Below are 26,373 nucleotides of genomic sequence, written 5' to 3'. Positions count from 1 at the left end.
GTGGCCGGCCCGGCCCCATCGCGGGCAAGCCCGGTTCCCACAGGGGAATGCATTGCAATTGTGGGAGCTGGCTTGCCTGCGATGGCGATCGATGGGCGCCACCTTAACAAACAGGCACGCCATCGAATAGAAAGCAAAACGCCAGCACGAGGCTGGCGTTTTGCATAGTCAGGTTGCGATCAGCGCGGCACGACCGGCTTGCGCGCAGGCTTGCCGCCCTTGCCCTTCGCCGCATCACTGCGCTCTTTAGCCGCCTGCTTGTTACGCGCCTGAGCCGCCGCCTTGGCTTGCTCACGCTTGTCCCACGGGTTGCTGCCGTCACTGCCGCGCGGTGGCAAGCCGGTGTGCTGGGTGAGGATCCTGGTGGTGGTTTCCTTCGCAACCTTATGGCTGCCAGCCGGCGTCGAGTTCTTGCGACGGGCGCTCTGGTAGCTGTCGGTGGACGGCTGGTGCAGCGGAATCAACTGATCCTTGCCCGGCCCGATCAGGTCGGCGCGGCCCATGCGCGTCAGTGCTTCACGCAGCATCGGCCAGCCTTTCGGGTCGTGGTAACGCAGGAAGGCCTTGTGCAAACGACGCTGCTCCTCGCTCTTGACGATGGTGACCGCGTCGCTCTTGTAGGTGACCTTGCGCAGCGGGTTCTTGCCCGAGTGGTACATCGCCGTAGCGGTGGCCATCGGCGACGGGTAGAACGCCTGCACCTGGTCGGCACGGAAGCCATTGCCCTTGAGCCACAAGGCCAGGTTCATCATGTCTTCATCGGTAGTGCCCGGGTGGGCGGCGATGAAGTACGGGATCAGGTACTGCTCCTTGCCCGCTTCCTTGGTGTACTTCTCGAACATGCGCTTGAACTTGTCATAGCTGCCAATGCCCGGTTTCATCATCTGGTTGAGCGGACCTTCCTCGGTGTGTTCCGGGGCGATCTTCAAGTAGCCACCGACGTGGTGGGTAACCAGTTCCTTGACGTATTCCGGCGACTCGACCGCGAGATCGTAGCGCAGGCCGGAAGCAATCAGGATCTTCTTCACACCCGGCAACGCACGGGCACTGCGGTACAGCTGGATCAACGACGAATGGTCAGTGTTCAGGTTCGGGCAGATACCAGGGAACACGCACGAGGGCTTGCGGCACGCGGATTCGATTTCCGGGCTTTTGCAGGCGATGCGGTACATGTTCGCGGTCGGGCCGCCGAGGTCGGAGATCACGCCGGTAAAGCCTGGCACTTTGTCGCGGATCTCTTCGATCTCGCGAATGATCGACTCTTCGGAACGGTTCTGGATGATGCGGCCTTCGTGCTCGGTGATCGAGCAGAAGGTGCAGCCACCGAAGCAGCCACGCATGATGTTCACCGAGAAACGGATCATGTCGTAGGCCGGGATCTTCTCCTTGCCGTACACCGGGTGCGGGACGCGGGCGTACGGCATGCCGAACACGTAGTCCATTTCTTCGGTGGTCATCGGGATGGGCGGCGGGTTGAACCACACGTCCACTTCGCCATGCTTCTGCACCAGGGCGCGGGCGTTGCCTGGGTTGGTTTCCAGGTGCAGCACGCGGTTAGCGTGGGCGTACAGGACCGAGTCGCCACGGACTTTTTCCATGGACGGCAGACGAATGACCGTCTTGTCACGGGTCATGCGCGGGCTGGCAAGAATTTGTACGACCTTGGCTTCTTCCGGGTCTTCAACCGGGCCTTTTTCCTGCTCGATGGCGCAGGCCTGGGTGTCCTGGGTATTCACGTACGGGTTGATGATCTTGTCGATCTTGCCCGGACGGTCGATACGCGTGGAGTCCACCTCGTACCAGCCTTCAGGCGTGTCACGGCGAATGAACGCGGTGCCGCGCACGTCGGTGATGTCTTCGATCTTGTGGCCCCACGACAGGCGCTGGGCAACTTCGACGATGGCCCGCTCGGCGTTGCCGTACAGCAGGATGTCGGCGCAGGCATCGATCAGGATCGAGTTGCGCACACGGTCCTGCCAGTAATCGTAGTGGGCGATGCGGCGCAGGGACGCTTCGATGCCACCGAGCACGATCGGCACATTCTTGTAGGCTTCCTTGCAACGCTGGCTGTACACCAGGCTGGCGCGGTCTGGTCGTTTGCCGGCCATGCCGCCTGGGGTGTAGGCGTCGTCGGAGCGGATTTTCTTGTCGGCGGTGTAACGGTTGATCATCGAGTCCATGTTGCCGGCCGCGACGCCGAAGAACAGGTTCGGCTCGCCGAGCTTCATGAAGTCGTCTTTGGACTGCCAGTTCGGCTGCGCAATGATCCCGACGCGAAAGCCCTGGGACTCCAGCAGCCGGCCGATGATGGCCATACCGAACGATGGGTGATCCACATACGCATCACCGGTGACGATGATGATGTCGCAGGAATCCCAGCCAAGCTGATCCATCTCCTCCCTGCTCATCGGCAGGAATGGCGCAGGACCGAAACATTCGGCCCAGTACTTGGGATAGTCAAATAACGGCTTGGCTGTTTGCATGACGGTGACCGGTGTTGAGATGAAAAATCGCGGGCGCGGAATATAGCACAAATTTTGACCAATTCCGACGGTAATGGTCGGAATTGTGGTGGCCCCATCGCAGGCAAGCCAGCTCCCACATTTGAACTGTGAATATCTTCAAATGTGGGAGCTGGCTTGCCTGCGATAAGGCCCTTAAAGGCGCTGAAACTTACTCGTCATCGTCGAAGTTATAGCTGCCCGGCGCCAGGTTTTCGAAGCGCGTGTATTTACCGATAAACGCCAGGCGGATAAAGCCAATTGGTCCGTTCCGCTGCTTGCCGATGATGATTTCGGCAATGCCTTTGTGTTCCGTCTCGGGGTGATACACCTCGTCGCGGTACACGAACATGATCACGTCAGCATCCTGCTCGATCGCTCCGGATTCACGCAAGTCGGAGTTCACCGGGCGCTTGTTCGGGCGTTGTTCCAGGGAACGGTTGAGCTGGGACAGCGCCACCACCGGGCAGTTGAATTCCTTGGCCAGGGCCTTGAGCGACCGCGAGATTTCGGAAATCTCGTTGGTGCGGTTGTCACCACTGGAGCCTGGAATCTGCATCAGCTGCAGGTAGTCGATCATGATCAGGGCGATGTCGCCGTGCTCACGAACCAGCCGGCGGGTACGTGCACGCATCTCCGATGGGCTGATACCGGCGGTGTCATCGATGAACAGCTTGCGGTCGTTAAGCAGGTTGACCGCCGACGTCAGGCGCGGCCAATCGTCGTCTTCCAGGCGGCCGGCTCGCACCTTGGTCTGGTCGATACGGCCGAGCGACGAGAGCATACGCATGATCAACGATTCACCTGGCATCTCCAGCGAGTAAACCAGTACGGCTTTGTCGCTGCGCAGCACGGCGTTTTCCACCAGGTTCATCGCAAAGGTGGTTTTACCCATGGATGGACGGCCGGCAACGATGATCAAGTCAGACGGCTGCAAGCCGCTGGTCTTCTCGTCGAGGTCGGTGTAGCCGGTGGAAATACCCGTGATGGCGTTGTCGGTGTTGAACAAGGTGTCGATGCGGTCGATGGCCTTGGTCAACAGGTCGTTGACGCTGACCGGGCCGCCGGTCTTCGGGCGCGCTTCGGCGATCTGGAAGATCTGGCGTTCAGCCTCATCAAGGATCTCGGCGGCGGTGCGCCCTTCGGGGTTGAAGGCGCTGTCGGCGATTTCGGTGCTGATTCCGATCAACTGGCGCAGGGTGGCGCGCTCGCGAACGATCTGCGCATACGCCTTGATGTTGGCGACGGACGGCGTGTTTTTCGCCAGTTCACCCAGGTAGCCCAGGCCGCCGACTTGAGAAGTCTGGCCTTCCTTGTCCAGTTGTTCGGCCAGGGTCACCACGTCGATCGGCGAGTTCTGGTCGGCCAGCTTGGCAATGGCGCGGAAGATCAGGCGGTGGTCATGGCGATAGAAATCACCGTCCGAGACTTGATCCAGCACACGTTCCCAGGCGTTGTTGTCCAGCATCAAGCCACCGAGCACGGCCTGTTCGGCCTCGATGGAATGCGGCGGCACCTTCAGGGCAGCGGTTTGCAGATCGTATTGCTCAGGAGCTGAAATATCGTTCATGGCCACTTGGAATTAGGGGTGTGTAGAAAAACAAAAGGCACGACCTGTAAACAGGATCGTGCCCGATGTTAACCGCCTGGCACGCGAGGTGCCAGTCAGTTAGGTGTTGCTTAAGCTGCTACCACTACAACGCGTACGGTGGCTTCAACTTCGGCGTGCAGGTGCACGGCTACGTCGAATTCGCCTACGTTGCGGATGGTGCCGTTCGGCAGACGAACTTCGCTCTTCTGCACTTCAACGCCGGAGGCGGTCAGTGCATCAGCGATGTCGTGAGTACCGATCGAACCGAACAGCTTGCCTTCGTCACCGGCGGTGGCAGTGATAGTCACTTCCAGCTCAGCCAGTTGGGCAGCGCGAGTTTCGGCCGAAGCTTTTTTGTCTGCTGCGGCTTTTTCCAGCTCAGCACGACGCTCTTCAAACGCAGCCAGGTTGGCAGCGGTTGCAGCGGTGGCTTTGCCGTATGGCAGCAGGTAGTTACGACCGTAGCCGGCCTTAACGTTCACTTTGTCGCCCAGGTTGCCCAGGTTGGCGACTTTTTCCAGAAGGATCAGTTGCATGTGAAAATCCTCTAACTTTTAACCTTCACCGTTCGCGTTATCGGCGTCTTTCGACGCGAGACGACCGCGAAAATCAATCAGGCCGTCGACAATGGCAAAAACCACGAGTAACGGATAGATCAGCTGCATAAACAGCAACATCGTGACGTACAACCCCACCAGCCAGAACTTGGCCAGGCGCTTTCGCGCCACCAGCCCATGCATCAGGGCCAGCCCGGCAAACACCAGCGGTACGCTGCAAATCGGCGCCAGCAAGGCCATCTGTGGGCCGAAGTTCGGCCCGACAACCATGCACGCCAGCAGCAACATCGCCGGCCCCGCGGGGATTCTGATACTGCGAAATTCGCGACCAAAACCACCCGGGTTGTACAACAACGCCTGCCAATAACGCCCAACAATCAGGCTCAGCACGCTGACGACCTGCAACAATGCCGCAATCAGGCCGGTCAGGACCGGAGCAATCAGTGACGCAAACCGCGCTCGCTCATCTACCGACAATTGCTGGTAGAGATCCCCGAGGGCCATCGGCAGGATCTTGACGATCTCTTGCGACAGCGCTTCGATTTGCGGGCGGAAAGCCGCGCCAAGCATCACTGAGTACACCAACCCCAATGCCACGCTGACCAGCAGCGTGCGGACCCAGGACTCGCTTGCGCGTAAAACCAACGCAAGGCTCGATGACCCCAGCAGTACCAGAAGTACCCGCGGATCACCGAATTGAAGCCACCAGATCAAGGCCGGCAACAATCCCAAAGCAAGAACGCCAAGGGCGTCCTTCAAACCGCGCCGCAGGAGCACAAGGCAACCTGCAGCAGCACCCAACCAATAAAGCAGCGGCAATGCCGCACATCCAGCCACTACCAGAGTGGCCTGCACGCGACCGCGCATGATGAACTCAGCTAAGGCGCGCATGCATTCAATCCCTTACTACTTGTCGACTGCCCGGTCTCAGCGGCCGTGGCTGTCGGTGTAGGCCAGCAGGGCCAGGAAGCGGGCGCGCTTGATAGCGGTGGCCAGCTGACGCTGATAACGTGCTTTAGTACCGGTGATACGGCTTGGAACGATTTTGCCGGTCTCGGATACGTAGGCTTTCAGAGTGTTGAGATCTTTGTAATCGATCTCTTTCACGTCTTCAGCGGTGAAGCGGCAGAATTTACGACGACGGAAGAAACGTGCCATTTGATAGGCTCCTTAAAAGGTCCGTGGATTACTCGTCAGCGTTATCGCTGTTGTCGCTGTCATCACTATCAGCGCTTTCAGCGCCTTCGTGCTCAGGACGGTCGCGACGCTCACGGCGCTCACTGCGGTTTTCTTCAGCCTTGAGCATCTCGGATTGGCCGGTAACGGCTTCTTCGCGACGGATGACCAGGTTACGGATCACTGCATCGTTGTAGCGGAAGTTGTCTTCCAGCTCGGCCAGGGCCTTGCCAGTGCACTCAACGTTCAGCATCACGTAGTGAGCCTTGTGAACATTGTTGATTGCGTAGGCCAGTTGACGACGGCCCCAATCTTCCAGACGGTGGATTTTGCCGCCGTCTTCTTCGATCAGCTTGGTGTAACGCTCAACCATGCCGCCGACTTGCTCGCTTTGATCCGGGTGGACCAAAAAGATGATTTCGTAATGACGCATGAATGCTCCTTACGGGTTGTAGCCTGCCGCTCAAAAACGGTCAGACAAGGAGTGAATGACACTTATGGATCTTGCCGCAGGGAGGCACATAGGTGCCTGCCAGGAAGGCAAGGGGCGCAATTGTAGAGAAGGGGGAGAAACGGCGCAAGGTGATTGGTGATTATTTGAACAATCTTCCAAACAGCCTGAAACGACTGCGGGAGCTGAAATTCTGTGGGAGCTTGCTTGCCTGCGATGCAGGCACCTCGGTGTATCAGTGATACAGAGGTGATGCTATCGCAGGCAAGCCAGCTCCCACACAAGCCCGGCAGCACATTTTTGATCGGGTTACTTCTTGCTCTTGGCCTTGACGCCACGCTGACGCTGGGCTTCAAACAGGCACACGCCGGTGGCAACCGACACGTTGAGGCTGCTGACGCTACCGGCCATCGGCAGTTTCACCAGGTAATCACAATGCTCGCGAGTCAGGCGGCGCATGCCTTTGCCTTCGGCACCCATGATCAGGATGGTCGGGCCGGTGAGGTCCTGGTCATAAATACTGACCTCGGCCTCGCCCGCCGTACCCACGACCCACAGGCCGCGCTGCTGGAGTTTCTCCAGGGTGCGCGCCAGGTTGGTCACGGCCACCAGTGGAATCACTTCCGCCGCACCACACGCGACTTTACGCACGACCGGCGTCAGGGTTGCCGACTTGTCTTTAGGCACGATCACCGCAAGCGCACCGGCCGCATCGGCCGAACGCAGGCAAGCGCCGAGGTTGTGCGGGTCGGTCACGCCGTCCAGCACCAGCAACAACGGTGCGCCTTCGGTACGGTCGAGCAGCTCGTCGAGCATCGCCTCGCCCCACACCTGGCTCGGGCTTACGTCCGCAACCACGCCCTGGTGAACGCCTTCAACCCACACGTCCATCTCACGGCGCTCGGCCTGACCGATAGCGACTTTGTTTTGCGTGGCCAACTCGACCAGCGCTTGTACACGCGGCTCGCTGCGGCCTTCGGCCAACCACACCTGCTTGACGCGTTTAGGGTGATGACGCAGCAGTGCTTCTACGGCATGTACGCCGTAGATTTTTTCCAGACTCATGACTTGGCCTTAGGTTTGCGCGACCCGCCGCTTTTCGCGGGAGCCGAACCCGCTTTAGGCGGGCCTTTACGATGTTTACTCGGTTTGCTCGACGGCTTTTCCGCCCCGTGGGACTTTCCCCCAGACGCCGCTTTACCACCGCTTTTGGCTTCGTTGAGCAACTGCTGCTTCAACTCACGGCTCTTGCGCACTTCAGCGTTTTTCGCCGCAGCATCGCTCGGGCGGTAGGCCTCAGGGGCCTTTTCCTTGGTGGACGAACGACGACCAGCCTTGGCGGGCGCAGGCTCGGCGGCAGCTGCTTTCGCAGGCGCGCTTTTGCCTTTGCTGGCTGGCGCAGTTGCTTCGCTGCCACGCTTTTTACGGCCAGTCGGTGTTTCGGTCGGCTTGTCGGGCATGCCGAAGTCGATCTTGCGCTCGTCGAGGTCGACGCGCATGACCTGCACTTCCACGGTGTCGCCCAAACGGAAGCTGCGACCCGTGCGCTCGCCCGCCAGGCGGTGATGCACAGGGTCGAAGTGGTAGTAGTCGCCCGGCAGCGCAGTGACGTGCACCAAGCCTTCGACGTAGATATCGGTCAGCTCGACGAACAGGCCAAAACCCGTCACGGCAGTGATCACACCAGGGAACGACTCGCCCACGCGGTCTTTCATGAACTCGCACTTGAGCCAGTTCACTACGTCGCGGGTGGCTTCGTCGGCGCGGCGCTCGCTCATGGAGCACTGCTCGCCCAGTTGTTCCAGAGCCGCTTCGTCGTACGGATAGATCCGTGCCTTCGGAATGGTCATGGCACCGGCGCGCTTGACGTGCGGGGTGTTCTGCTTGGAGTGGATCACACTGCGAATCGCCCGGTGCGTGAGCAGGTCCGGGTAACGACGAATCGGCGACGTGAAGTGGGTGTACGCCTCGTAATTCAGGCCGAAGTGGCCCTGGTTATCGGCGCTGTACACCGCCTGGCTCAGTGAGCGCAGCATTACGGTCTGGATCACGTGGTAATCCGGACGGTCCTTGATGCTGGCCAGCAACGCCTGGTAATCCTTCGGCGTCGGGCCGTCCTTGCCTTTGTGCAGGGACAGGCCAAGCTCACCGAGGAACGCGCGCAGCTTCTCCAGACGCTCCGGCGGCGGGCCGTCGTGCACGCGGTACAGGGCAGGAATTTCGTGCTTTTTGAGGAATTCTGCGGTGGCCACGTTGGCCGCCAGCATGCATTCCTCGATCAGCTTGTGCGCATCGTTACGCGTGGTCGGCGTAATGGCCGCGATCTTGCGCTCGGAACCGAACACAATCCGGGTTTCCTGGGTTTCAAAGTCGATGGCGCCACGTACATGACGTGCGCCCAGCAACACCTTGTACAGCGCGTAAAGCTGCTTGAGGTGCGGCACGACGTCGGCATATTCGCCACGCAGGGCCTTGGCTTCGCTGGTCTTCGGCGCTTCCAGGATGGTGCTGACCTTGTTGTAGGTCAGGCGCGCCTGGGAGTGGATCACCGCTTCGTAGAACTGGTAGTCGGTCATTTCGCCGGTTTTGGAGATGGTCATCTCGCACACCATGGCCAAACGGTCGACTTTCGGGTTCAGGGAGCACAGGCCGTTGGACAGCTGCTCAGGCAGCATCGGGATCACGCGCTCAGGGAAATACACGGAGTTGCCGCGCACCTGGGCTTCGTTATCCAGGGCCGAACCGATCTTCACATAGCTCGACACGTCGGCAATCGCGACGAACAACTTCCAGCCGCCGGAGAACAGGCGCAGCTTGCCAGGCTTGGCTTCGCAATAGACCGCATCGTCGAAGTCGCGAGCATCTTCGCCGTCGATAGTGACGAACGGCAGATGGCGCAGGTCGATGCGTTTTTCTTTGTCTTTCTCTTCCACTTCCGGCTTGAGCTTGGCGGCTTCCTTGAGCACAGCCTCCGGCCAGACGTGAGGAATATCGTAGGTGCGCAGCGCAACGTCGATTTCCATGCCCGGCGCCATGTAGTTGCCGACCACTTCAACAATATCGCCCTGAGGCTGGAAGCGCGCGGTTGGCCAGTGGGTGATTTTCACCTCGACGAACTGGCCGACCTTGGCGGCGCCATTGCGACCCGGGGTGATCAGCACTTCCTGCTGGACCTTCGGGTTATCCGGCACTACAAAGCCGATGCCGCCTTCTTCGAAGTAACGGCCGACGATGGACTCGTGGGCACGGGACACCACTTCGACGATCACGCCTTCACGGCGACCACGACGGTCCAGGCCGGAAACGCGTGCCAGGGCACGGTCGCCGTCGAATACCAGGCGCATTTGCGCCGGGCTCATGAACAGGTCGTCGCTGCCGTCATCCGGGATCAGGAAGCCGAAGCCATCCCGATGGCCGGCGATGCGGCCCAGGATCAGGTCGAGCTTATCCACTGGCGCATAGGTGCCACGGCGGGTGTAGATCAGTTGAGCATCGCGCTCCATGGCACGCAAACGGCGGCGCAGGGCTTCGAGCTGGTCTTCGGTGGTCAGACCGAATTCTTCAACCAACTGCTCGCGGCTAGCAGGCGAACCACGATCGGCGAGATGCGCCAGGATCAGTTCGCGGCTAGGAATAGGGTTTTCATATTTTTCCGCTTCACGAGCGGCCTCGGGATCGAGGGACTGCCAATCGGCCATTAGAGAGTTTTCACCTTGTCTATATGCGGGTTAGTTTGGCATACGCGTATTGAAACGGGAAATTTCAGGTGTCAACAAGCGTTTAAAAGGCCTTTGCAGCCCTCGGAAAGCGCCTTGCATGACCATTGGCGAAATTTTCCAAGCTTTTTTCATGCCAGGGCTTTACAGCTCAAAATCGCCTCCGTATAGTGCGCGCCATCGACGACGGCAACGTTGTTGATGCTGCCCAGGTGGTGAAATTGGTAGACACGCCAGCTTCAGGTGCTGGTGATCGCAAGGTCGTGGAAGTTCGAGTCTTCTCCTGGGCACCAAATTCAGATCAAACCCGCGAAAGCGGGTTTTTTCGTTTCAGGCCTTTGATTTTTAACAAGAATATTGAATTATATTTTTGATATCAGGGGTTTACAGATTAAAAAGCGCTCCGTATAGTTCGCTCCATCAACAGCGCAAGCGTTGTTGATAATGCCCAGGTGGTGAAATTGGTAGACACGCCAGCTTCAGGTGCTGGTGATCGCAAGGTCGTGGAAGTTCGAGTCTTCTCCTGGGCACCAAATTCAGATCAAACCCGCGAAAGCGGGTTTTTTCGTTTCCGGGGTTTGAAAACCTCACCGCTGATTTGGCCCTTCACCGCACTTGAGAAGTTTTATCGTTTATCCTTGCAATGATTTGTTGCATACAAGCGAGGAACACTTCGGATGATGATCCGCGATAACCGTCTCAAGACATCCCTTCTGCGTGGCCTGACCCTCACACTGCTCGGCCTGACCCTGCTCTCGCCCACCGCCTATTCCGCCGACAAGGTGTCCCTGACCCTGTACAACGGCCAGCACAAAGAAGTCGGCGATGAACTCGCCAAGGCCTTCGAAGCCAAGACCGGCATTCACGTCAACGTGCGTAAAGGCAGCAGCAACCAGCTCGCCAGCCAGGTCGTGGAAGAAGGCGAGCGCTCCCCTGCCGATGTGATCTACACCGAAGAATCGCCGCCGCTGAACAAACTCGGCGAGCAAGGCCTGCTGGCCAAAATTGATGCCAGCACGCTGGACGTGTTGCCCAAGGATTACGTCGGCAGCAATGGCGACTGGATGGGCGTGACCGCTCGCACCCGCGTCGTGGCCTTTAACCCCAAACTGATCGCCGAAAAAGACCTGCCCAAGTCGGTACTCGATTTTGCTGGCCCCGAGTGGCAAGGCAAAGTCGGCTTTGTGCCCACCAGTGGCGCATTCCAGGAGCAAGCGGTAGCCATCATCAAATTGCACGGGCGCGAAGCCGCTGAAGAATGGCTGACCGGCTTGCGCGCCTTCGGCAAGGTGTACAGCAACAATATGGTCGCCCTCAAAGCCGTGGAAAACGGCGAAGTGGCCACCGTGCTGGTGAACAACTACTACTGGTTCGCCCTCAAGAAAGAAAAAACCAACCTGGACTCGCAGCTGCATTACTTCACCGATGGCGATGTGGGCGGCCTGATCACCGTGTCCTCGGCGGCGGCGCTCAAATCCAGCAAGCACCCCAAAGAAGCCCAGCAACTGCTGGCGTTCATGGCCAGTGAAGAAGGCCAGCGCGTGATCACCAACACCTCGGCCGAATACCCGCTGCGCAAGGGCATGCAATCCAATCGCGGCCTCAAGCCGTTCAGCGAGCTGCAACCGCCGAAAGTCACCCCGGCAGACCTTGGCAACGCCGAAGAAGCCCTGGACCTGGAACGTGACGTTGGCTTGAACTGATGAACCCATCGCTACCCGCCGGGGTGTTCAGCCCCCGGCGCAAACGCCCGTCGATCTGGCTGTTGTTACCCGTGCTGTTTCTGGTTGGCCTGAGCCTGCTGCCGTTGGTGTATGTCGGTACCAAGGCCTGGCAGGCCGGCTGGGCAGAAGCAGTGCACCTGCTGTGGCGGCCGTATGTGTTTGGGCTATTGCGCAACACCTTGGCATTGATGATTGGCGTAACCGTGGCCTGTGGCGTCATCGGCCTCTCGCTGGCCTGGCTGCTTGAACGCAGCAACCTGCTGGGGCGGCGCATCTGGGGCGTGATCCTGTGCCTGCCATTTGCAGTGCCGGCGTTTGTCAGCAGCTTCACCTGGGTGTCGCTGAGCGCCAACTTTGAAGGGCTTGGCGGGGCGATACTGGTGATGACCCTGTCGAAATACCCGCTGGTGTTCCTGCCAGTGGCGGCGACCCTGCGCAATCTTGACCCATCCCTGGAAGAGTCGGCACGCACCTTGGGCCTGAACCGCTGGGGCGTTTTTTTTCGCGTCACACTGCCTTTGCTGTGGCCTTCGCTGTTGGCCGGCGCGCTGTTGATCGCGCTGCATATGCTGGTGGAGTTCGGCGCACTGTCGATTATCGGCCTGCAGACCTTCACTACCGCGATCTACCAGCAGTTCGAACTGGAATTCAGCAACGCCAATGCCGCGATGCTCTCGGCGGTGTTGCTGGTGATGTGCCTGACGCTGCTGTGGCTGGAGCTGCGCGTGCGCGGCAAGGGTCGGCATGTGCGCATCGGCCAGGGCGCGGCGCGGCATGCGGAACAGGTCAAACTGGGTAAATGGTCGCCCGTGGGTCAGCTGTACTGCCTGGCGCTGGCGATCATTGGCAGCGGCATTCCCTTGGGGATGCTCGCTTACTGGCTTGCCGTGGGTTCATCGGCGGCGTTCCCGGTGGCCGAGATTGGTGAGGCGCTGCTGTCCTCGCTGGCACTGTCGTTGGGCGGCGCTGCGCTTTGCCTGGTGTTGGCTGTACCGGTGGGGTTGCTGGTGGTGCGCTACAAAGGCCAGCTGGCGATCTGGGCTGAACGCCTGCCTTATCTGCTGCATGCCCTGCCAGGGCTGGTGATTGCTCTGACACTGGTGTATTTCGCCCTGCACTATGTGCCGGCGCTGTATCAGACCTCGGCGCTGCTGCTGATTGCTTATGCGCTGTTGTTTTTGCCGCTCGCTCAAGCGCCGATTCGAACCGCACTGAACAAAGCTGCACCGCAATTGGAAGAGGCGGCACGCACGCTGGGATCTTCGTCGTTCAGCGCGTTTTGCCGGGTCACCTTGCCGATTATTTTCCCGGCCTTGGGTGCGGCGTTCGCGTTGGTGTTTCTGGATGCGATGAAGGAGTTGACGGCGACTTTACTGCTCAGCCCGACGGGGTTAAATACCCTGGCGACTGCCGTGTGGGCGCATACCTCGAATGTTGAGTTTGCGGCGGCGGCGCCGTATGCGGCGTTGTTGATTCTGGTGTCGGGGTTGCCGGTGTATCTGCTGACGACGCGGATATATTTGAGCCGCTGAGTCCGCTATCGCAGGCAAGCCAGCTCCCACATTTGACCGAGTTCCAAAGTTGGAATGCGGTCAAATATGGGAGCTGGCTTGCCTGCGATGAGGCCGGTGCAATCGACGCTAAGCCCGAAACTGCCCCAAACTCGCCTTCAACTGCGCCGCCAACCCATCCAGCACCTTGCCACTGGCCGTGGTTTCCACCACCGCCTGCGCGGCCCGTTCGGCCTGGGCGTGGATCACCTCGACCCGCCCACGCACCGCATGCGCGCCCTGGGCTTGATGCTCGGCCGCACGCGTCGCCAAGCCAATCGCCGCATGCACTTGCTCCACCGAAGCCTGCACCGACTGTTGCAAGCGCACACTGTCGCGCAGCACCAACAACCCTTCATTCGCCTGGCGCCCGGCCTTGCCGATGGTTTCTACCGCCTCACGCGCCCCCTGCTGCAACGCCACGATATGCGCCTGGATGTCGCCGGTGGAGCTTTGGGTTTTACTCGCCAGCGCCCGCACTTCGTCCGCCACCACCGCAAAACCTCGCCCGGTCTCACCCGCGCGCGCCGCTTCAATCGCCGCATTCAGGGCCAGCAGGTTGGTCTGCTCGGCAATCCCGTGAATCACCGTCAACACCACTTCGATCTGCTCGCTTTGCTGCGCCAACCGCTCGATCACCTGGGAACCGGCCTGCACCTGCCCCGCCAGCGCTTCGATCAGGCTGCCAACCTCCGCCGAGGTCCGCGAGTTTTCATCTGTGGCCTGGCGAATATCCACCACCTGCTGCAACGCCGCCTGCATCGCATGGCTTTCGGACTGGGCCTCATCGGCCATTTGCGACAGCGCGCGCAGGCTTTCGGCAACTTCGTCGCGCTGCAAACCGGCCGCCTTGTCAGCCCCGGCATTGCGCAAGGTCATGGCGCCGATTTCGACGCCGGTGCGCTGAGCCACATCGCCCGCCTCACGCACGATCGGCTGCAACTTATCCACAAAGCGATTGACCGCCGAGGCCATGTCGCCGATTTCGTCTTTGCTGTTGATCTGCACTCGCTTGGTGAGGTCGCCCTCGCCCGCCGCCAGGTCGTCCATAGCGGCAATCAACAGCTTCAGCCGATTGACCACACGACGTCCCAGCACAATGGCGATCAGCAGCAATACGCCAAACCCGACAATGGCAAGGCCCAGGCCAATGCGCCAGCGCAACGCTCCCGCAGCATCCTGCACAGCGCTGCTGGTGTTGGCGGTCATCTGGGTGGCGGTGGCTTGCGCCGATTGCAGGCGCGCACCCATGGCCGCTGCGCTGTCGGCGGCGGCGCCCTTGAGGCTATCACCGACCAACTGATCACTGCTGGCGATCAAGGCCGCAAAGCGCTTGTCCAGCGCAGCCAGGTCGGTCTCTACCGCTTTGGTCGAGACCCCCATGCGAACTTTGCCGATCTCGGTGCCATTGGGACTGATCGAGGCTTCGACGTAGAACACCGAAGGATCGTTTTTAGCCGCATCCAGGACCTTATCCAAGGCTCGGTCGCCCTTGCCCTTGTCGAGCAGCGCCTGGTTGATCGGGTTTTCACGATTGAGGTAACGGGTCAGGTGCTCGCCAGCCGCGTCGTCATACACCACGAACAACACGTTCGGATTGCGCTGGGCACGCCGGGCAAACTCCGACAGCGTCGGCACGTCGCTGTCCCACATGGCGCGGGGTGCCACCGACGCCAGCAGTTGGGCCATGTCATTGGCCGAATCCTGCAGGTCTTTTTCCAGGGTCGCACGCAGTTGCTTCTGCTCCTCTTGCAGGCGCGTGGAAAGCCCTGCGGTCAGACGCTGGCGCGTGCTCGAAGACAAGCTGTCCAGGCTCGAGGTGACTTCCTTGCCGGCTTGCGCCAGCTCGCCAGACAGTTTCTGGCTGTCGGTACCCAGGCGGCTGCTTAAATCCGCTTCCAACGCCGTCACGGTGCTTCGCGTCAGGGCAACGGCCACCAGCACTTGCACCAAAAGAGCGATACCTAGGGTAACGAACACCGGCCGCAACAGCCGGCTTTGTAACAATGAGAGAACGGCAGACACGGTAAATCCCTCCACCACGGGTGCCATTAATTTGATAGCACCGCGAAAGAAAGAACCATAGCAAGGGTCGTGCCGATTGCCGGCCTGGCACGAAAAAGGGCTCCCGAAGGAGCCCTTTTGCTTTTTACATCAACAGCTTGTTAAGCGAACGGGTGACGCAGAACGATGGTCTCGTTGCGGTCCGGGCCTGTCGAAATAATGTCGATCGGCGCACCGATCAGCTCTTCAACACGCTTGATGTAGGCACGGGCGTTGGCCGGCAGCTCTTCCAGGGTCTTGGCGCCCACGGTCGATTCGGTCCAGCCCGGCACTTCTTCGTACACAGGCTGCAGGCCGACGTAGCTGTCAGCGTCGGTCGGTGCAACGTCCTTGCCTTGTGCATCTTTGTAGCCGATGCAGATGTTGATGGTTTCCAGGCCGTCGAGTACGTCCAGCTTGGTCAGGCAGATGCCCGAGATGCTGTTCACATCGATAGCGCGACGCAGGATAACGGCGTCGAACCATCCGCAACGACGGGCACGGCCGGTGGTGGCGCCGAACTCGTGACCTTGCTTGGCCAGGTGCGCGCCGACTGCGTCGAACAGCTCAGTCGGGAACGGGCCCGAACCTACGCGCGTGGTGTAAGCCTTGGTGATGCCCAGGATGTAATCCAGGAACATCGGGCCAACGCCCGAACCGGTCGCAACGCCACCCGCGGTGGTGTTGGAGCTGGTCACGTACGGGTAGGTGCCGTGGTCGATGTCGAGCAACGAACCCTGAGCGCCTTCGAACATGATGTCTTTGCCGGCGCGACGCAGGTCGTGCAGCTCGGCGGTCACGTCCAGCATCAGCGGCTTGAGCAGCTCAGCGTATTCCTTGCACTCGGCCAGGGTCTTTTCGAACTCGATGGCTGGCTCTTTGTAGTAACCCACCAGCATGAAGTTGTGGTAATCCACCAGTTCACGCAGCTTGTCTTCAAAGCGCGGCATGTTGAGCAGGTCGCCCACACGCAGACCACGACGTGCAACCTTGTCTTCGTAAGCCGGGCCGATGCCGCGACCGGTGGTGCCGATCTTCAGCTCGCCACGCGCCTTTTCACGGGCCTGGTCCAGCGCAACGTGGAAGGACAGGATCAGCGGGCAAGACGGGCTGATACGCAGGCGCTCGCGCACCGGTACGCCTTTCTCTTCCAGCTTGGTGATCTCACGCAGCAGGGCGTCAGGCGCAACCACTACGCCGTTACCGATCAGGCACTGCACGCCTTCGCGCAGCACGCCCGACGGGATCAGGTGCAAGACGGTTTTTTCGCCATCGATGACCAGGGTGTGGCCAGCGTTGTGGCCACCTTGGTAGCGCACTACGGCGGCAGCATGTTCGGTCAGCAGATCAACGATCTTGCCTTTGCCCTCATCACCCCATTGGGTGCCCAGGACTACGACATTCTTACCCATAACACTTGTCCTCATTCGCGCAAACTTGGTGCCGGCGATGGCCGGCAGGAAAACTCAAGAAGCCAGTGGCGATACTTGCCAAAGCCCGTTCTGCAGAATCAATTGCCGGTCGCAGTCCGCTTCACGGGCGGCGGCCAATGGCTGCCCAGGCAAAGCCTGGACGACACGCTGACCCTCACTGCGCAACTGGCAAACCTGCTGCCAGAGTGCTGCGTCCGTACTGTCGGGCATCCAGATGCCACCAGACGGCAGCTCGACCTCAGCACGCCCCAGGGTCACCAGGGTTTTCAAATCGGTCGAAAAGCCAGTCGCCGGACGTGCGCGACCAAAATCAGCGCCGATATCGTCATAACGACCGCCTTGGGCGATGGCCTGGCCAACACCCGGCACAAACACGGCGAACACCACACCGGTGTGGTAGTGGTAGCCGCGCAACTCACCCAGGTCGAAATACAGCGGCAACTCGGGGAAGCGCGCCGACAACTGCTCGGCAATCGCGAACACATCATCCAGCGCAGCCAAGACCGGCGCCGGCGCGTTGGCCAGGCGCTCACGAGCAGCCACCAGCACTTCACGGCCACCGCACAGGTTCACCAGTGCGCGCAGCATGTCGGCCAGGTCCGCAGGCACGCCTGCGGTCAGGGCGATCACTTCATCGATAGCCTTGCGCTGCAAGGCATCGAACAACTGTTGCTCCACTTCACCGGACAAACCGGCCGCACGGGCCAGGCCACGGTAGATACCGACGTGGCCCAGGTCCATGTGAACATCCGGCACGTCGGCCAGTTGCAGCATGGCCAGCATCAGGCTGATCACTTCAACGTCGCTGCTCGGGCTGGCATCGCCGTACAACTCGGCGCCCAACTGAATCGGGCTGCGCGAAGACGACAACGCGCGCGGCTGAGCATGCAGCACGCTGCCTGCGTAGCACAGGCGGCTCGGGCCTTCGCGACGCAGGGTGTGCGCATCGATGCGCGCCACTTGCGGCGTGATGTCGGCACGGAAACCCATTTGCCGGCCCGATTGCGGGTCGATGACCTTGAAGGTGCGCAGATCCAGGTCCTGGCCCGCGCCGGTCAGCAGGGATTCCAGGTACTCGATATGGGGGGTCACGACAAACTCGTAACCCCAGCTCTGGAACAGATCCAACACCTGGCGACGCGCTACTTCAATGCGCGCAGCTTCTGGTGGCAGTACTTCTTCGATGCCATCTGGCAGCAGCCAGCGGTCTACCGTTGCCATTACGCCATTCCCCTATGATCCGGGCGGCCAGCCCTCGGCCGAGCCTTGAGTGAAGCAGAAAATACCCACGCTTTGCATAATCCACGCGCAAGAGCGACGTGACGAACGGCCTGCCTGCGGCCTCGTCGGGCACTTTCCTCGAAAAACCTGTGGCGTCTGCCGAATCAAACATGCAGACGCAAAAAAGCCGGGAATTTCCCGGCTGCCGCATCATACACCCGTTTTCTGAAAGGATCACCCCGCCAGGCATTTTAGCCGCCCGACGGAGTGCGCCCTAAAGTCACAGGCTTGGTTACTTGGACTTTTCCAGGTAGCGGAAGAAGTCGCTGCTTGGGTCCAGCACCATGACGTCGGTTTTGTTCGCAAAGCTTTCACGGTAGGCACGCAGGCTACGGTAGAACGCGTAGAACTCCTGGTCCTGGCCATAAGCCTTGGCGTAGATCGCCGCAGCTTGGGCGTCGCCATCACCACGGGCCTCTTCAGACTCGCGATAAGCCTCTGCCAGCAGTACACGGCGCTGACGGTCGGCATCCGCACGGATACCTTCAGCCAACTCGTTACCTTTGGCGCGATGCTCACGGGCTTCACGCTCACGCTCGGTGCTCATACGCTCGAACACGCTGCGGTTCACTTCCTTCGGCAAGTCGATGGCCTTGACCCGAACATCAACCACTTCGATGCCCAGCTCTTTTTCCGCCATCGTGTTCAGCGAACGGGTGATGTCAGCCATCAGCGCATCACGTTCACCGGATACCACCTCGTGCAGGGTGCGCTTACCAAACTGGTCACGCAGGCCCGATTCCAGACGGCGCGACAAACGCTCGTCGGCAATCTGCTTGAGGCCGGAGGTCGCGGTGTAGAAGCGCTCGGCATCCTTGACGCGCCACTTGGCGTAGGCGTCAACCATCACGGCTTTCTTTTCCAGGGTCAGGAAGCGCTGTGTCGGTGCATCCAGGGTCATCAGGCGGCCATCGAACTTGCGCACCTGGTTCACGTAGGGGACTTTCACATGCAGGCCCGGCTGGACATCCGCCTGCACCACACGACCGAATTGCAGCAACACCGCGCGCTCGGTCTGAGACACGATGTAGAAGCAGTTCCAGGCAGCGATGACCACGACGACGCCCACAATCAGGGCGGTCAGCGATTTATTGCTCATCAACGACTCTCCCTGGTACGTGTTTGCTGTTGCAGCAAGTCAGCGGCCGCACGGGCGCTCGCTTCGTTGGCAGCGGCATTCGAGCTGCTGGACGGTGCGCTGGTGCCACTACGACCACCTTCGATCATCTTGTCCAGCGGCAGGTACAGCAGGTTGTTCTGCCCACCTTTGCTGCCGGTCACGAGAACCTTGCTGGTGTTGCTGAAGACTTCCTGCATGGTGTCCAGGTACAGACGCTCACGCGTGACTTCCGGAGCCTTGCGGTACTCGGCAACCAGCTTGGTAAAGCGGTCCGCCTCACCCTTGGCGCGGGAGACCACTTCGTCGCGGTAACCGTTGGCATCTTCAAGGATGCGCTGGGCCTGACCACGGGCTTCCGGCACGACGCCATTGGCGTAGGTTTCAGCCTGGTTGCGCGAACGCTGCTCGTCTTCACGGGCGCGGATCACGTCATCAAAGGCTTCCTGCACTTCGCGCGGTGCAGCTGCGCTCTGTACGTTCACCTGAGTCACCGTGATGCCGGTGCGATAGGTATCGAGGAACCGTTGCAGGCGCTCCTTGATTTCGCTGGCCATCAATTCACGACCTTCGGTCAGCACCTGGTCCATGGCGGTGGAACCCACCACGTGGCGCAGGGCGCTTTCGGTTGCGTGTTGCAGGCTGATTTCCGGCTGATCAACGTTCAGCACGAAGTCCTGCAGGTTGCTGATCTTGTACTGCACGGTCAGCGGCACTTCGACGATGTTCTCGTCTTCGGTCAGCATCTGGCCCTGCTTGGTGTAGGCACGCTCACGCGTGACGTTCTCCATGTACTTCTTGTCGATCGGCGGGAAATAGATGTTCAGGCCTGGCCCGACAGTCTCGTAGTACTTGCCGAAGCGCAGCACCACGGCCTGCTCCTGCTCGTCCACCACGTACACGGCGCTGTACAGCCAAACGGCTGCGAGCACGACAAGCCCGAGGCCCAGCAGGCCATAGCCGCCGCCCTTGCTTGTGCGACCGCCGTCGTCACCACCACCGCGTTTTTTTCCACCACCGAACAACCCATTCAGGCTTTCCTGCAGCTTTCGGAAGGCCTCGTCGAGATCTGGTGGCCCCTTGCGGTCGCCATTATTGCGGCGTTTACCACCCCAAGGATCCTGATTATTCGAGTTGCCACCCGGCTCATTCCAAGCCATAGCGCTCTCCATCTGATAAAGCAAAGACGCACCCACGGCGCGCCGACCAATGCTACAGAATGCCTGCTACTGCGGCACAACCGCTTTCGGAGGCTTTTATTGCAAAGTGTGTTGTTCGATGAACTCCGTCGGTACTACACCTTCACGGCTGACCAGCCGATTCAGCTCCGAGCGCGGCAATCGAACGGCCAGCAAGCTGACACCTTCTTCGTCGTATTCTTCTTTCTGTACGGCGCCCAGTTCGAAAAACTGTGCACGCAGTCGAGCAAAACGTTGCGGCAAGCGCAAGGTGCCGACAAACAAATCGCTGCCCAATAGCTCGGCAATCGCCTGCTCAAGCAACTCCAGCCCACTGCCATCGCGCGCCGACAGCCATACCCGCTGGGGCTTGCCGTCTTCATCGCGTTGTATTTGCGGCTCAACGCCCTCAAGCAAATCGAGTTTGTTATAGACCTCGAGGATCGGCAAGTCCTGTGCACCAATCTCGCCCAGCACCACCATCACCTGCTCGATCTGCAGCATGCGATCCGGTTCGGCCGCATCGATCACGTGCAACAGCAGGTCGGAATTGCTCGACTCTTCGAGCGTAGACCGAAACGCTTCGACCAGCTTGTGCGGCAAGTGACGAATGAAACCTACGGTATCGGCCAGGACAATCGGCCCCAGGTCGTCGATGTCCAGACGGCGCAAGGTCGGGTCGAGGGTAGCGAACAGTTGGTCGGCCGCGTACACGTCCGATTTCGTCACGTTGTTGAACAGCGTGGATTTGCCGGCGTTGGTATAGCCCACCAGGGATACGGTAGGGATGTCCGCACGCGAGCGGCCACGGCGTGATTGTTCACGCTGGCTGCGTACTTTTTCCAGGCGGCCCTTGATCTGGCGCAGGCGTACCCGCAGCAGACGGCGGTCGGTTTCCAGCTGGGTTTCACCCGGGCCGCGCATACCGATGCCACCACCCTGACGTTCAAGGTGAGTCCAGCCACGCACCAGCCGGGTGCTCATGTGGTCAAGCTGGGCCAGTTCTACCTGGAGCTTGCCTTCATGGGTACGGGCACGCTGGGCGAAAATATCGAGAATCAGACCGGTGCGGTCGATCACGCGACACTCGAAAACACGTTCGAGGTTACGTTCCTGACTGGGCGTGAGGGTGTGATTGAAGATCACCAGATCGGCTTCTTCGGCGTGAACCAGGTCGCGCAGTTCCTCGACCTTGCCGCTGCCTATCAGGTATTTGGCGGTTGGCCGATGACGCGGTACGTTAAAAAACGCAACGGTCTCGGCGCCGGCCGAATTTGCCAACTCCTGAAACTCCTGCGGATCTTCGCGCGCCTCAGGGTCCTGTCCATCCAAGTGAACGAGGATTACTCGCTCACCACCACCGTGGCGCTCAAAGAACAAAGGAGACTCCTATCAGGCGTTACCTGGCTCAGCGTCACCCTGTTCATCACCTGCTGCGCTAGGCAGACGGATTGGACGAACTGGAACGACTGTCGAGATAGCGTGCTTGTAAACCATCTGGCTGACGGTGTTTTTCAGCAGGATCACGAACTGGTCGAACGACTCGATCGTGCCTTGCAGCTTGATACCGTTGACCAGGTAGATGGAAACCCCAACTTTCTCTTTACGTAAAGTATTCAAGTAAGGGTCTTGTAGCGAATGCCCTTTTGACATGTGCCGCACTCCTTTAAGGATCAATAATAAAATTCGGAAAATAGATAGCTCATGGCCGTCACACCCCCAAGGATAGACGGCAATTGCAAGGACTCAGCTCAATATGGAGACCGATCCCAAGTATTTCAAGGCGCGTGACAGATTGTCGCTGTCCAGGCTGTCCAACCAGTGCAAATCGCTCCAGCTGCGCAGCCAGGTGAACTGGCGCTTCGCCAATTGGCGCGTGGCAATGATGCCGCGCTCCTGCATTTCGGCTGACGTCAGCTTGCCATCCAGGTGTTCCCAGACTTGGCGGTAGCCAACAGCACGTATAGAAGGCAACCCGGCATGCAGGTCACCTCTGGAACGCAGTGCTACGACCTCGTCCACAAACCCCTGTTCCAACATAATTGTGAATCTTTGTGCAATTCGTTCATGCAACACCTGACGATTTGCCGGAGCAATGGCCAGATTCGCCACAGTATAGGGCAATTGTGACTGTCCAGATGCGCCTGCATCAGCACTTTGCGCAGTTTGTTTCAGCCTATGTTCAGTCATGGTCTGGCCGCTCACCCGCCAGACTTCCAGGGCACGGCTGAGGCGCTGGGGGTCATTGGGGTGAATGCGCGCAGCGGAAACCGGGTCAACTGCCGCCAACTGGTCGTGCAGGGCTTGCCAACCAAGGCGTGCAGCCTCTTCTTCAATTTCGCCGCGCACCTGGGCGTCGGCCGCAGGCATATCCGCCAAGCCTTCCTGCAAAGCCTTGTAATAGAGCATCGTACCGCCCACCAGCAGCGGAATATTGCCCCGTGCGGTGATTTCGGCCATGGCGCCCAGGGCATCGGTACGAAAATCGGCGGCGGAATAGCTCTCGGCAGGGTCGATGATGTCAATCAACCGGTGCGGATACTGTGCCAACAGCTCTTTTGATGGCTTGGCGGTGCCGATGTCCATGTCCCGGTAAACCAGGGCAGAGTCGACGCTGATCAGCTCGCAGGGCAGCACTTTGGTCAGCTCGATGGCCAGGTCGGTCTTGCCGGCGGCCGTCGGGCCCATCAGGAAGATGGCGGGGGGCAAGGCACTCATCAACGGCCGCGCAAGAACAGTTTGTCCAAGTCGTCCAGGCCCATTTGGGTCCAGGTCGGTCGGCCATGGTTGCATTGCCCGCTGCGCTCGGTGTTTTCCATGTCGCGCAGCAAGCCGTTCATTTCCGGCAAGGCCAGGCGGCGATTGGCGCGAATTGCACCGTGGCAGGCCATGGTACCGAGCAGTTCGTTGATATGCGCCTGGATGCGGTCACTGGTGCCGTATTCCATCAGGTCGGCGAGCACGTCGGCCACCAAGCGGTTGGCTTCGGCTTGCTTGAGCAAGGCAGGAATCTGGCGAATAGCCAAGGTTTCCGGACCCAGGCGTTGCAGTTCGAAGCCAAGCTTCTGGAACACGCTGTGGTGTTCTTCGGCGCAATCGGCTTCACGCTGGCTCACCGCCAGGGATTCCGGCACCAACAACGGTTGGCCGCTAAGACCTTCACTGGCCATGGCGATCTTCAAGCGCTCGTACATGATCCGTTCGTGGGCGGCATGCATGTCCACCAGCACCAGGCCGTGAGCGTTTTCAGAGAGAATATAAATGCCCTTGAGCTGCGCCAGCGCATAACCCAAAGGCGGAATATCACCGCCACCCTCGGGCAACGCCACAGCGCCGGCTTCGGCCCCCGGCAGTGGTGCAAAAAATTCGCGATAGGCCGCCTGGGCCTCGGCTACCGGCACAGTCGACTGCGGGCGAGGCGTGTATTGGTACTGATAACCCGCACCCGCACCGGAACCCGGCGCGGTGTAGGAAGGCTGGGGCTGCGGCGATTGCAGCAGGTTGGCGGCCAGGCTCATTTCACCCTGAGGGCCGAATTCGCCGGCGTCCGGACCGCTGGGCCTTACCAACGCCGTTACAATCGGCGCAGACAATTGATCATCCGGGCGCACATCGCCCAAGGCGCGGTGCAGCGTGCCATAGAGGAAGTCATGCACCATGCGCCCGTCACGGAAACGCACTTCGTGCTTGGTCGGGTGCACATTGACGTCGACCACCGACGGGTCAACCTCAAAGAACAGTACAAATGTCGGATGCCGTCCGTTAAACAACACATCGCGATACGCCTGGCGCACCGCGTGGGCCACCAGCTTGTCGCGCACCGCGCGGCCATTCACAAAGAAATACTGCAAGTCCGCCTGGCTGCGGGAGAAGGTCGGCAAGCCCACCCAGCCCCACAGCCGCAAGCCATTGCGCTCAATCTCAATCGGCAGCGCCTGCTCCAGGAACCCTGCGCCGCAGATCGCCGAGACACGCCGAGCACGCGCAGCATCGTCATGGGCTTCGTGCAGGCTGAGGATGGTTTTGCCGTTGTGGCGTAAATGGAACGCCACATCAAAGCGCGCCAAGGCCAGACGCTTGATGACTTCTTGCAGGTGATCGAATTCGGTTTTTTCGGCCTTGAGGAATTTGCGTCGCGCGGGCGTGTTGAAAAACAGGTCGCGAACTTCAACCGAAGTGCCCACCGGGTGCGCGGCCGGCTGCACACGAGGCGCCATGTCACGGCCTTCGGTTTCCACCTGCCAGGCTTGCTCGGCGCTGCGGGTGCGCGATGTCAGGGTCAGGCGCGCTACGGAGCTGATGGACGCCAATGCCTCACCGCGAAAACCCAGGCTCATTACCCGCTCAAGGTCTTCGAGGTCGCGAATCTTGCTGGTGGCGTGACGCGCCAGAGCCAGCGGCAGGTCATCCGAGGAGATCCCGCTGCCGTCGTCGCGGACCCGCAGCAGCTTGACGCCGCCCTGCTCCACATCGACATCAATGCGCTTGGCACCGGAGTCGATGCTGTTTTCCAGCAACTCCTTGATCACCGACGCCGGGCGCTCAACCACCTCACCCGCGGCAATCTGGTTGGCGAGGCGCGGGCTGAGCAGCTCGATGCGTGAACCGCTATTCAAAACCGATTCGCTCATTACTGCGCCGCCAATTCAGTGCCAGGGATGGTCAACACCTGGCCGACTTTCAATTCATCGGTCTTCAGGTTGTTGGCGCTGCGCAAGGTCGCGGCCGATACCTGGAAACGCACGGCCAGCATGGCCAGGGTGTCGCCGGGCTGCACACGATGGTCACGCGGGCCTTGGGCGATTTTGCCGGAATCACGCAGCCAGGCAATGTAAGTGCCCGGCGGCGGGTTCTGCTGGAAGAACTGGCGAATACCCGAGCTTATCGAACGCGCCAGCGCCTGCTGGTGGCTGGCGCTGGCCAGCTTCGAGGCTTCGTTGGAGTTGGAGATAAACCCGGTTTCTACCAGGATCGACGGGATATCCGGCGACTTCAACACCATGAACCCGGCCTGCTCAACGCGTTGTTTGTGCAGGGACGTGACGCGGCCAATGTTGCTGAGGACTTTTTGGCCGACGTTCAAGCTGGAGGTCAGCGAAGCGGTCATCGACAGGTCGAGCAGCACACCGGCGAGCATTTTGTCTTTGTCGTCGAGGGACACGTTGCCCGCACCACCGATCAAGTCGGAACGGTTTTCACTGTCGGCCAGCCAGCGTGCAGTCTCGGACGTCGCGCCACGATCCGACAAGGCAAACACCGAGGCACCGAAGGCCGCTGTCGATGGCGCAGCGTCAGCGTGGATCGATACAAACAGGTCGGCGCCCTTCTTGCGGGCGATTTCGGTACGGCCACGCAGCGGGATGAAGTAATCACCGGTACGGGTCAGCTCGGCGCGATAGCCTTTCATGCCATTGACTTGGCGCTGCAGTTCACGGGCAATGGCCAGCACCACGTCTTTTTCATGCTGGCCGCGCGAACCGGAGGCGCCCGGGTCTTCCCCGCCGTGGCCGGCGTCGATCACCACAATAATGTCGCGCTTGCCCGCAGGCGCTGGTGGTGGTGGCGGCAACTTGACCTGCGGCTGCGACGGGTTGACCGGCACGGCCGGCACCGTCGCAACACTCGGCGGCGGCGCTGGCGGCGGGTTGGCGTCCGCGGGGTTGTCGAACAGGTCGACCACCAGCCGGTTGCCGTATTGGGCGTTAGGCGCCAGTACGAAGCTTTTCGGGGTCACGGCCTTTTTCAGGTCGATGACCACACGCAGGTCCGTCGGCGTGCGCTGGGCCGAGCGCATCGCGGTGATCGGGGTATTGGCGGTGGAGACTTTCAGCGGCGCGCCAAGGGTGGCGCCATTGATGTCGATCACCAGGCGATCGGGCGCCGTCAGGGTAAAGACGCTGTGCTGGACCGGGCCAGACAGGTCAAACACCAGTCGCGTGTTATCCGGCGCTCGCCACAGGCGAACACTTTTCACCTGTGAAGCAGCCAGAGCATTGAAAGTCATTGCCGCAAGCAACACCCCTACGACAGCAACCATCGCGCGAAAGCGCATACC

At 60.3% G+C, this 26,373-nt stretch carries 20 protein-coding genes and 2 tRNA genes; 4 read left to right on the top strand and 18 right to left on the bottom strand.

What is annotated here, in order from left to right:
- Positions 1 to 179: 179 nt before the first annotated feature.
- From P5706_RS02510 to rnr, 8 genes are all read right to left on the bottom strand, one after another.
- A complete protein-coding gene (locus tag P5706_RS02510; protein WP_017138450.1) occupies positions 180 to 2,483 on the bottom strand; it encodes a YgiQ family radical SAM protein in 2,304 nt (767 codons plus the stop codon).
- A gap of 190 nt (positions 2,484 to 2,673) precedes the next feature.
- Positions 2,674 to 4,071, bottom strand: coding sequence for a replicative DNA helicase (dnaB, locus tag P5706_RS02505; RefSeq protein WP_017138451.1), 1,398 nt, complete (start codon positions 4,069 to 4,071; stop codon positions 2,674 to 2,676).
- Positions 4,072 to 4,181: 110 nt separating this feature from the next.
- A complete protein-coding gene (gene rplI / locus P5706_RS02500; RefSeq protein WP_003171376.1) occupies positions 4,182 to 4,628 on the bottom strand; it encodes a 50S ribosomal protein L9 in 447 nt (148 codons plus the stop codon).
- An 18-nt stretch (positions 4,629 to 4,646) separates the two neighbouring features.
- Positions 4,647 to 5,540, bottom strand: a complete 894-nt coding sequence (locus P5706_RS02495; protein ID WP_056860520.1) for a hypothetical protein — start codon at positions 5,538 to 5,540, stop codon at positions 4,647 to 4,649.
- 36 nt (positions 5,541 to 5,576) lie between these two features.
- Positions 5,577 to 5,807, bottom strand: a complete 231-nt coding sequence (gene rpsR / locus P5706_RS02490) for a 30S ribosomal protein S18 (protein ID WP_002551829.1) — start codon at positions 5,805 to 5,807, stop codon at positions 5,577 to 5,579.
- Positions 5,808 to 5,835: 28 nt separating this feature from the next.
- A complete protein-coding gene (rpsF, locus tag P5706_RS02485; RefSeq protein ID WP_003217491.1) occupies positions 5,836 to 6,258 on the bottom strand; it encodes a 30S ribosomal protein S6 in 423 nt (140 codons plus the stop codon).
- Between the two features lie 327 nt (positions 6,259 to 6,585).
- Positions 6,586 to 7,341 carry a 23S rRNA (guanosine(2251)-2'-O)-methyltransferase RlmB gene (gene rlmB, locus P5706_RS02480; protein ID WP_058422435.1) on the bottom strand — a complete coding sequence of 252 codons (756 nt, stop codon included), beginning with the start codon at positions 7,339 to 7,341 and terminating at the stop codon, positions 6,586 to 6,588.
- Positions 7,338 to 9,974: a ribonuclease R gene (gene rnr / locus P5706_RS02475; protein WP_200432016.1), complete on the bottom strand. Its 2,637-nt coding sequence runs from the start codon at positions 9,972 to 9,974 to the stop codon at positions 7,338 to 7,340. Before rnr ends, rlmB begins: the two co-directional genes overlap by 4 nt.
- A gap of 224 nt (positions 9,975 to 10,198) precedes the next feature.
- Here rnr and P5706_RS02470 point away from each other — a divergent pair.
- The 4 genes from P5706_RS02470 (at position 10,199) to P5706_RS02455 (ending at position 13,248) form a co-directional block, all read left to right on the top strand.
- Positions 10,199 to 10,285, top strand: a tRNA-Leu gene (locus P5706_RS02470).
- Positions 10,286 to 10,438: 153 nt separating this feature from the next.
- Positions 10,439 to 10,525, top strand: a tRNA-Leu gene (locus tag P5706_RS02465).
- Positions 10,526 to 10,669: 144 nt separating this feature from the next.
- Complete coding sequence (locus P5706_RS02460; RefSeq protein WP_138449479.1) at positions 10,670 to 11,695, top strand: extracellular solute-binding protein; 1,026 nt, start codon at positions 10,670 to 10,672, stop codon at positions 11,693 to 11,695.
- On the top strand, positions 11,695 to 13,248 hold the full coding sequence (locus tag P5706_RS02455) for an ABC transporter permease (protein WP_285678481.1): 1,554 nt from the start codon (positions 11,695 to 11,697) through the stop codon (positions 13,246 to 13,248). The genes P5706_RS02460 and P5706_RS02455 overlap by 1 nt, the downstream gene beginning before the upstream one ends.
- A 108-nt stretch (positions 13,249 to 13,356) precedes the next feature.
- Here P5706_RS02455 and P5706_RS02450 read toward each other — a convergent pair whose 3' ends face one another.
- From P5706_RS02450 to P5706_RS02405, 10 genes are all read right to left on the bottom strand, one after another.
- Entirely contained in the window at positions 13,357 to 15,291 is a 1,935-nt protein-coding gene (locus P5706_RS02450) for a methyl-accepting chemotaxis protein (RefSeq protein WP_285678480.1), read from the bottom strand.
- Positions 15,292 to 15,431: 140 nt separating this feature from the next.
- Positions 15,432 to 16,721, bottom strand: a complete 1,290-nt coding sequence (locus P5706_RS02445; RefSeq protein ID WP_200432020.1) for an adenylosuccinate synthase — start codon at positions 16,719 to 16,721, stop codon at positions 15,432 to 15,434.
- 54 nt (positions 16,722 to 16,775) lie between these two features.
- On the bottom strand, positions 16,776 to 17,963 hold the full coding sequence (locus P5706_RS02440) for an ATP phosphoribosyltransferase regulatory subunit (protein ID WP_017138459.1): 1,188 nt from the start codon (positions 17,961 to 17,963) through the stop codon (positions 16,776 to 16,778).
- Positions 17,964 to 18,255: 292 nt separating this feature from the next.
- Positions 18,256 to 19,122 carry a protease modulator HflC gene (gene hflC, locus P5706_RS02435; protein WP_017138460.1) on the bottom strand — a complete coding sequence of 289 codons (867 nt, stop codon included), beginning with the start codon at positions 19,120 to 19,122 and terminating at the stop codon, positions 18,256 to 18,258.
- The gene (gene hflK / locus P5706_RS02430) at positions 19,122 to 20,300 is read right to left on the bottom strand and encodes an FtsH protease activity modulator HflK (protein WP_017138461.1); all 1,179 of its coding nucleotides are present in this window, start codon (positions 20,298 to 20,300) and stop codon (positions 19,122 to 19,124) included. The genes hflC and hflK overlap by 1 nt, the downstream gene beginning before the upstream one ends.
- A gap of 96 nt (positions 20,301 to 20,396) precedes the next feature.
- The gene (hflX, locus tag P5706_RS02425) at positions 20,397 to 21,698 is read right to left on the bottom strand and encodes a ribosome rescue GTPase HflX (RefSeq protein WP_017138462.1); all 1,302 of its coding nucleotides are present in this window, start codon (positions 21,696 to 21,698) and stop codon (positions 20,397 to 20,399) included.
- A 12-nt stretch (positions 21,699 to 21,710) separates the two neighbouring features.
- Entirely contained in the window at positions 21,711 to 21,971 is a 261-nt protein-coding gene (gene hfq / locus P5706_RS02420) for an RNA chaperone Hfq (protein ID WP_003188059.1), read from the bottom strand.
- Positions 21,972 to 22,064: 93 nt separating this feature from the next.
- Entirely contained in the window at positions 22,065 to 23,036 is a 972-nt protein-coding gene (miaA, locus tag P5706_RS02415; RefSeq protein ID WP_200432021.1) for a tRNA (adenosine(37)-N6)-dimethylallyltransferase MiaA, read from the bottom strand.
- On the bottom strand, positions 23,036 to 24,949 hold the full coding sequence (gene mutL / locus P5706_RS02410; protein ID WP_502945429.1) for a DNA mismatch repair endonuclease MutL: 1,914 nt from the start codon (positions 24,947 to 24,949) through the stop codon (positions 23,036 to 23,038). The genes miaA and mutL overlap by 1 nt, the downstream gene beginning before the upstream one ends.
- Positions 24,949 to 26,370, bottom strand: coding sequence for an N-acetylmuramoyl-L-alanine amidase (locus P5706_RS02405; protein ID WP_200432022.1), 1,422 nt, complete (start codon positions 26,368 to 26,370; stop codon positions 24,949 to 24,951). Before P5706_RS02405 ends, mutL begins: the two co-directional genes overlap by 1 nt.
- Between the last annotated feature and the right edge of the window lie 3 nt (positions 26,371 to 26,373).

The organism is Pseudomonas sp. ChxA (assembly GCF_030263855.1).
Taxonomy (GTDB): Bacteria; Pseudomonadota; Gammaproteobacteria; order Pseudomonadales; family Pseudomonadaceae; genus Aquipseudomonas; species Aquipseudomonas fluorescens_CB.
The sequence above is the reverse complement of the archived record's forward strand: the minus strand, read 5'-3'. Positions and strand labels throughout refer to the sequence as shown.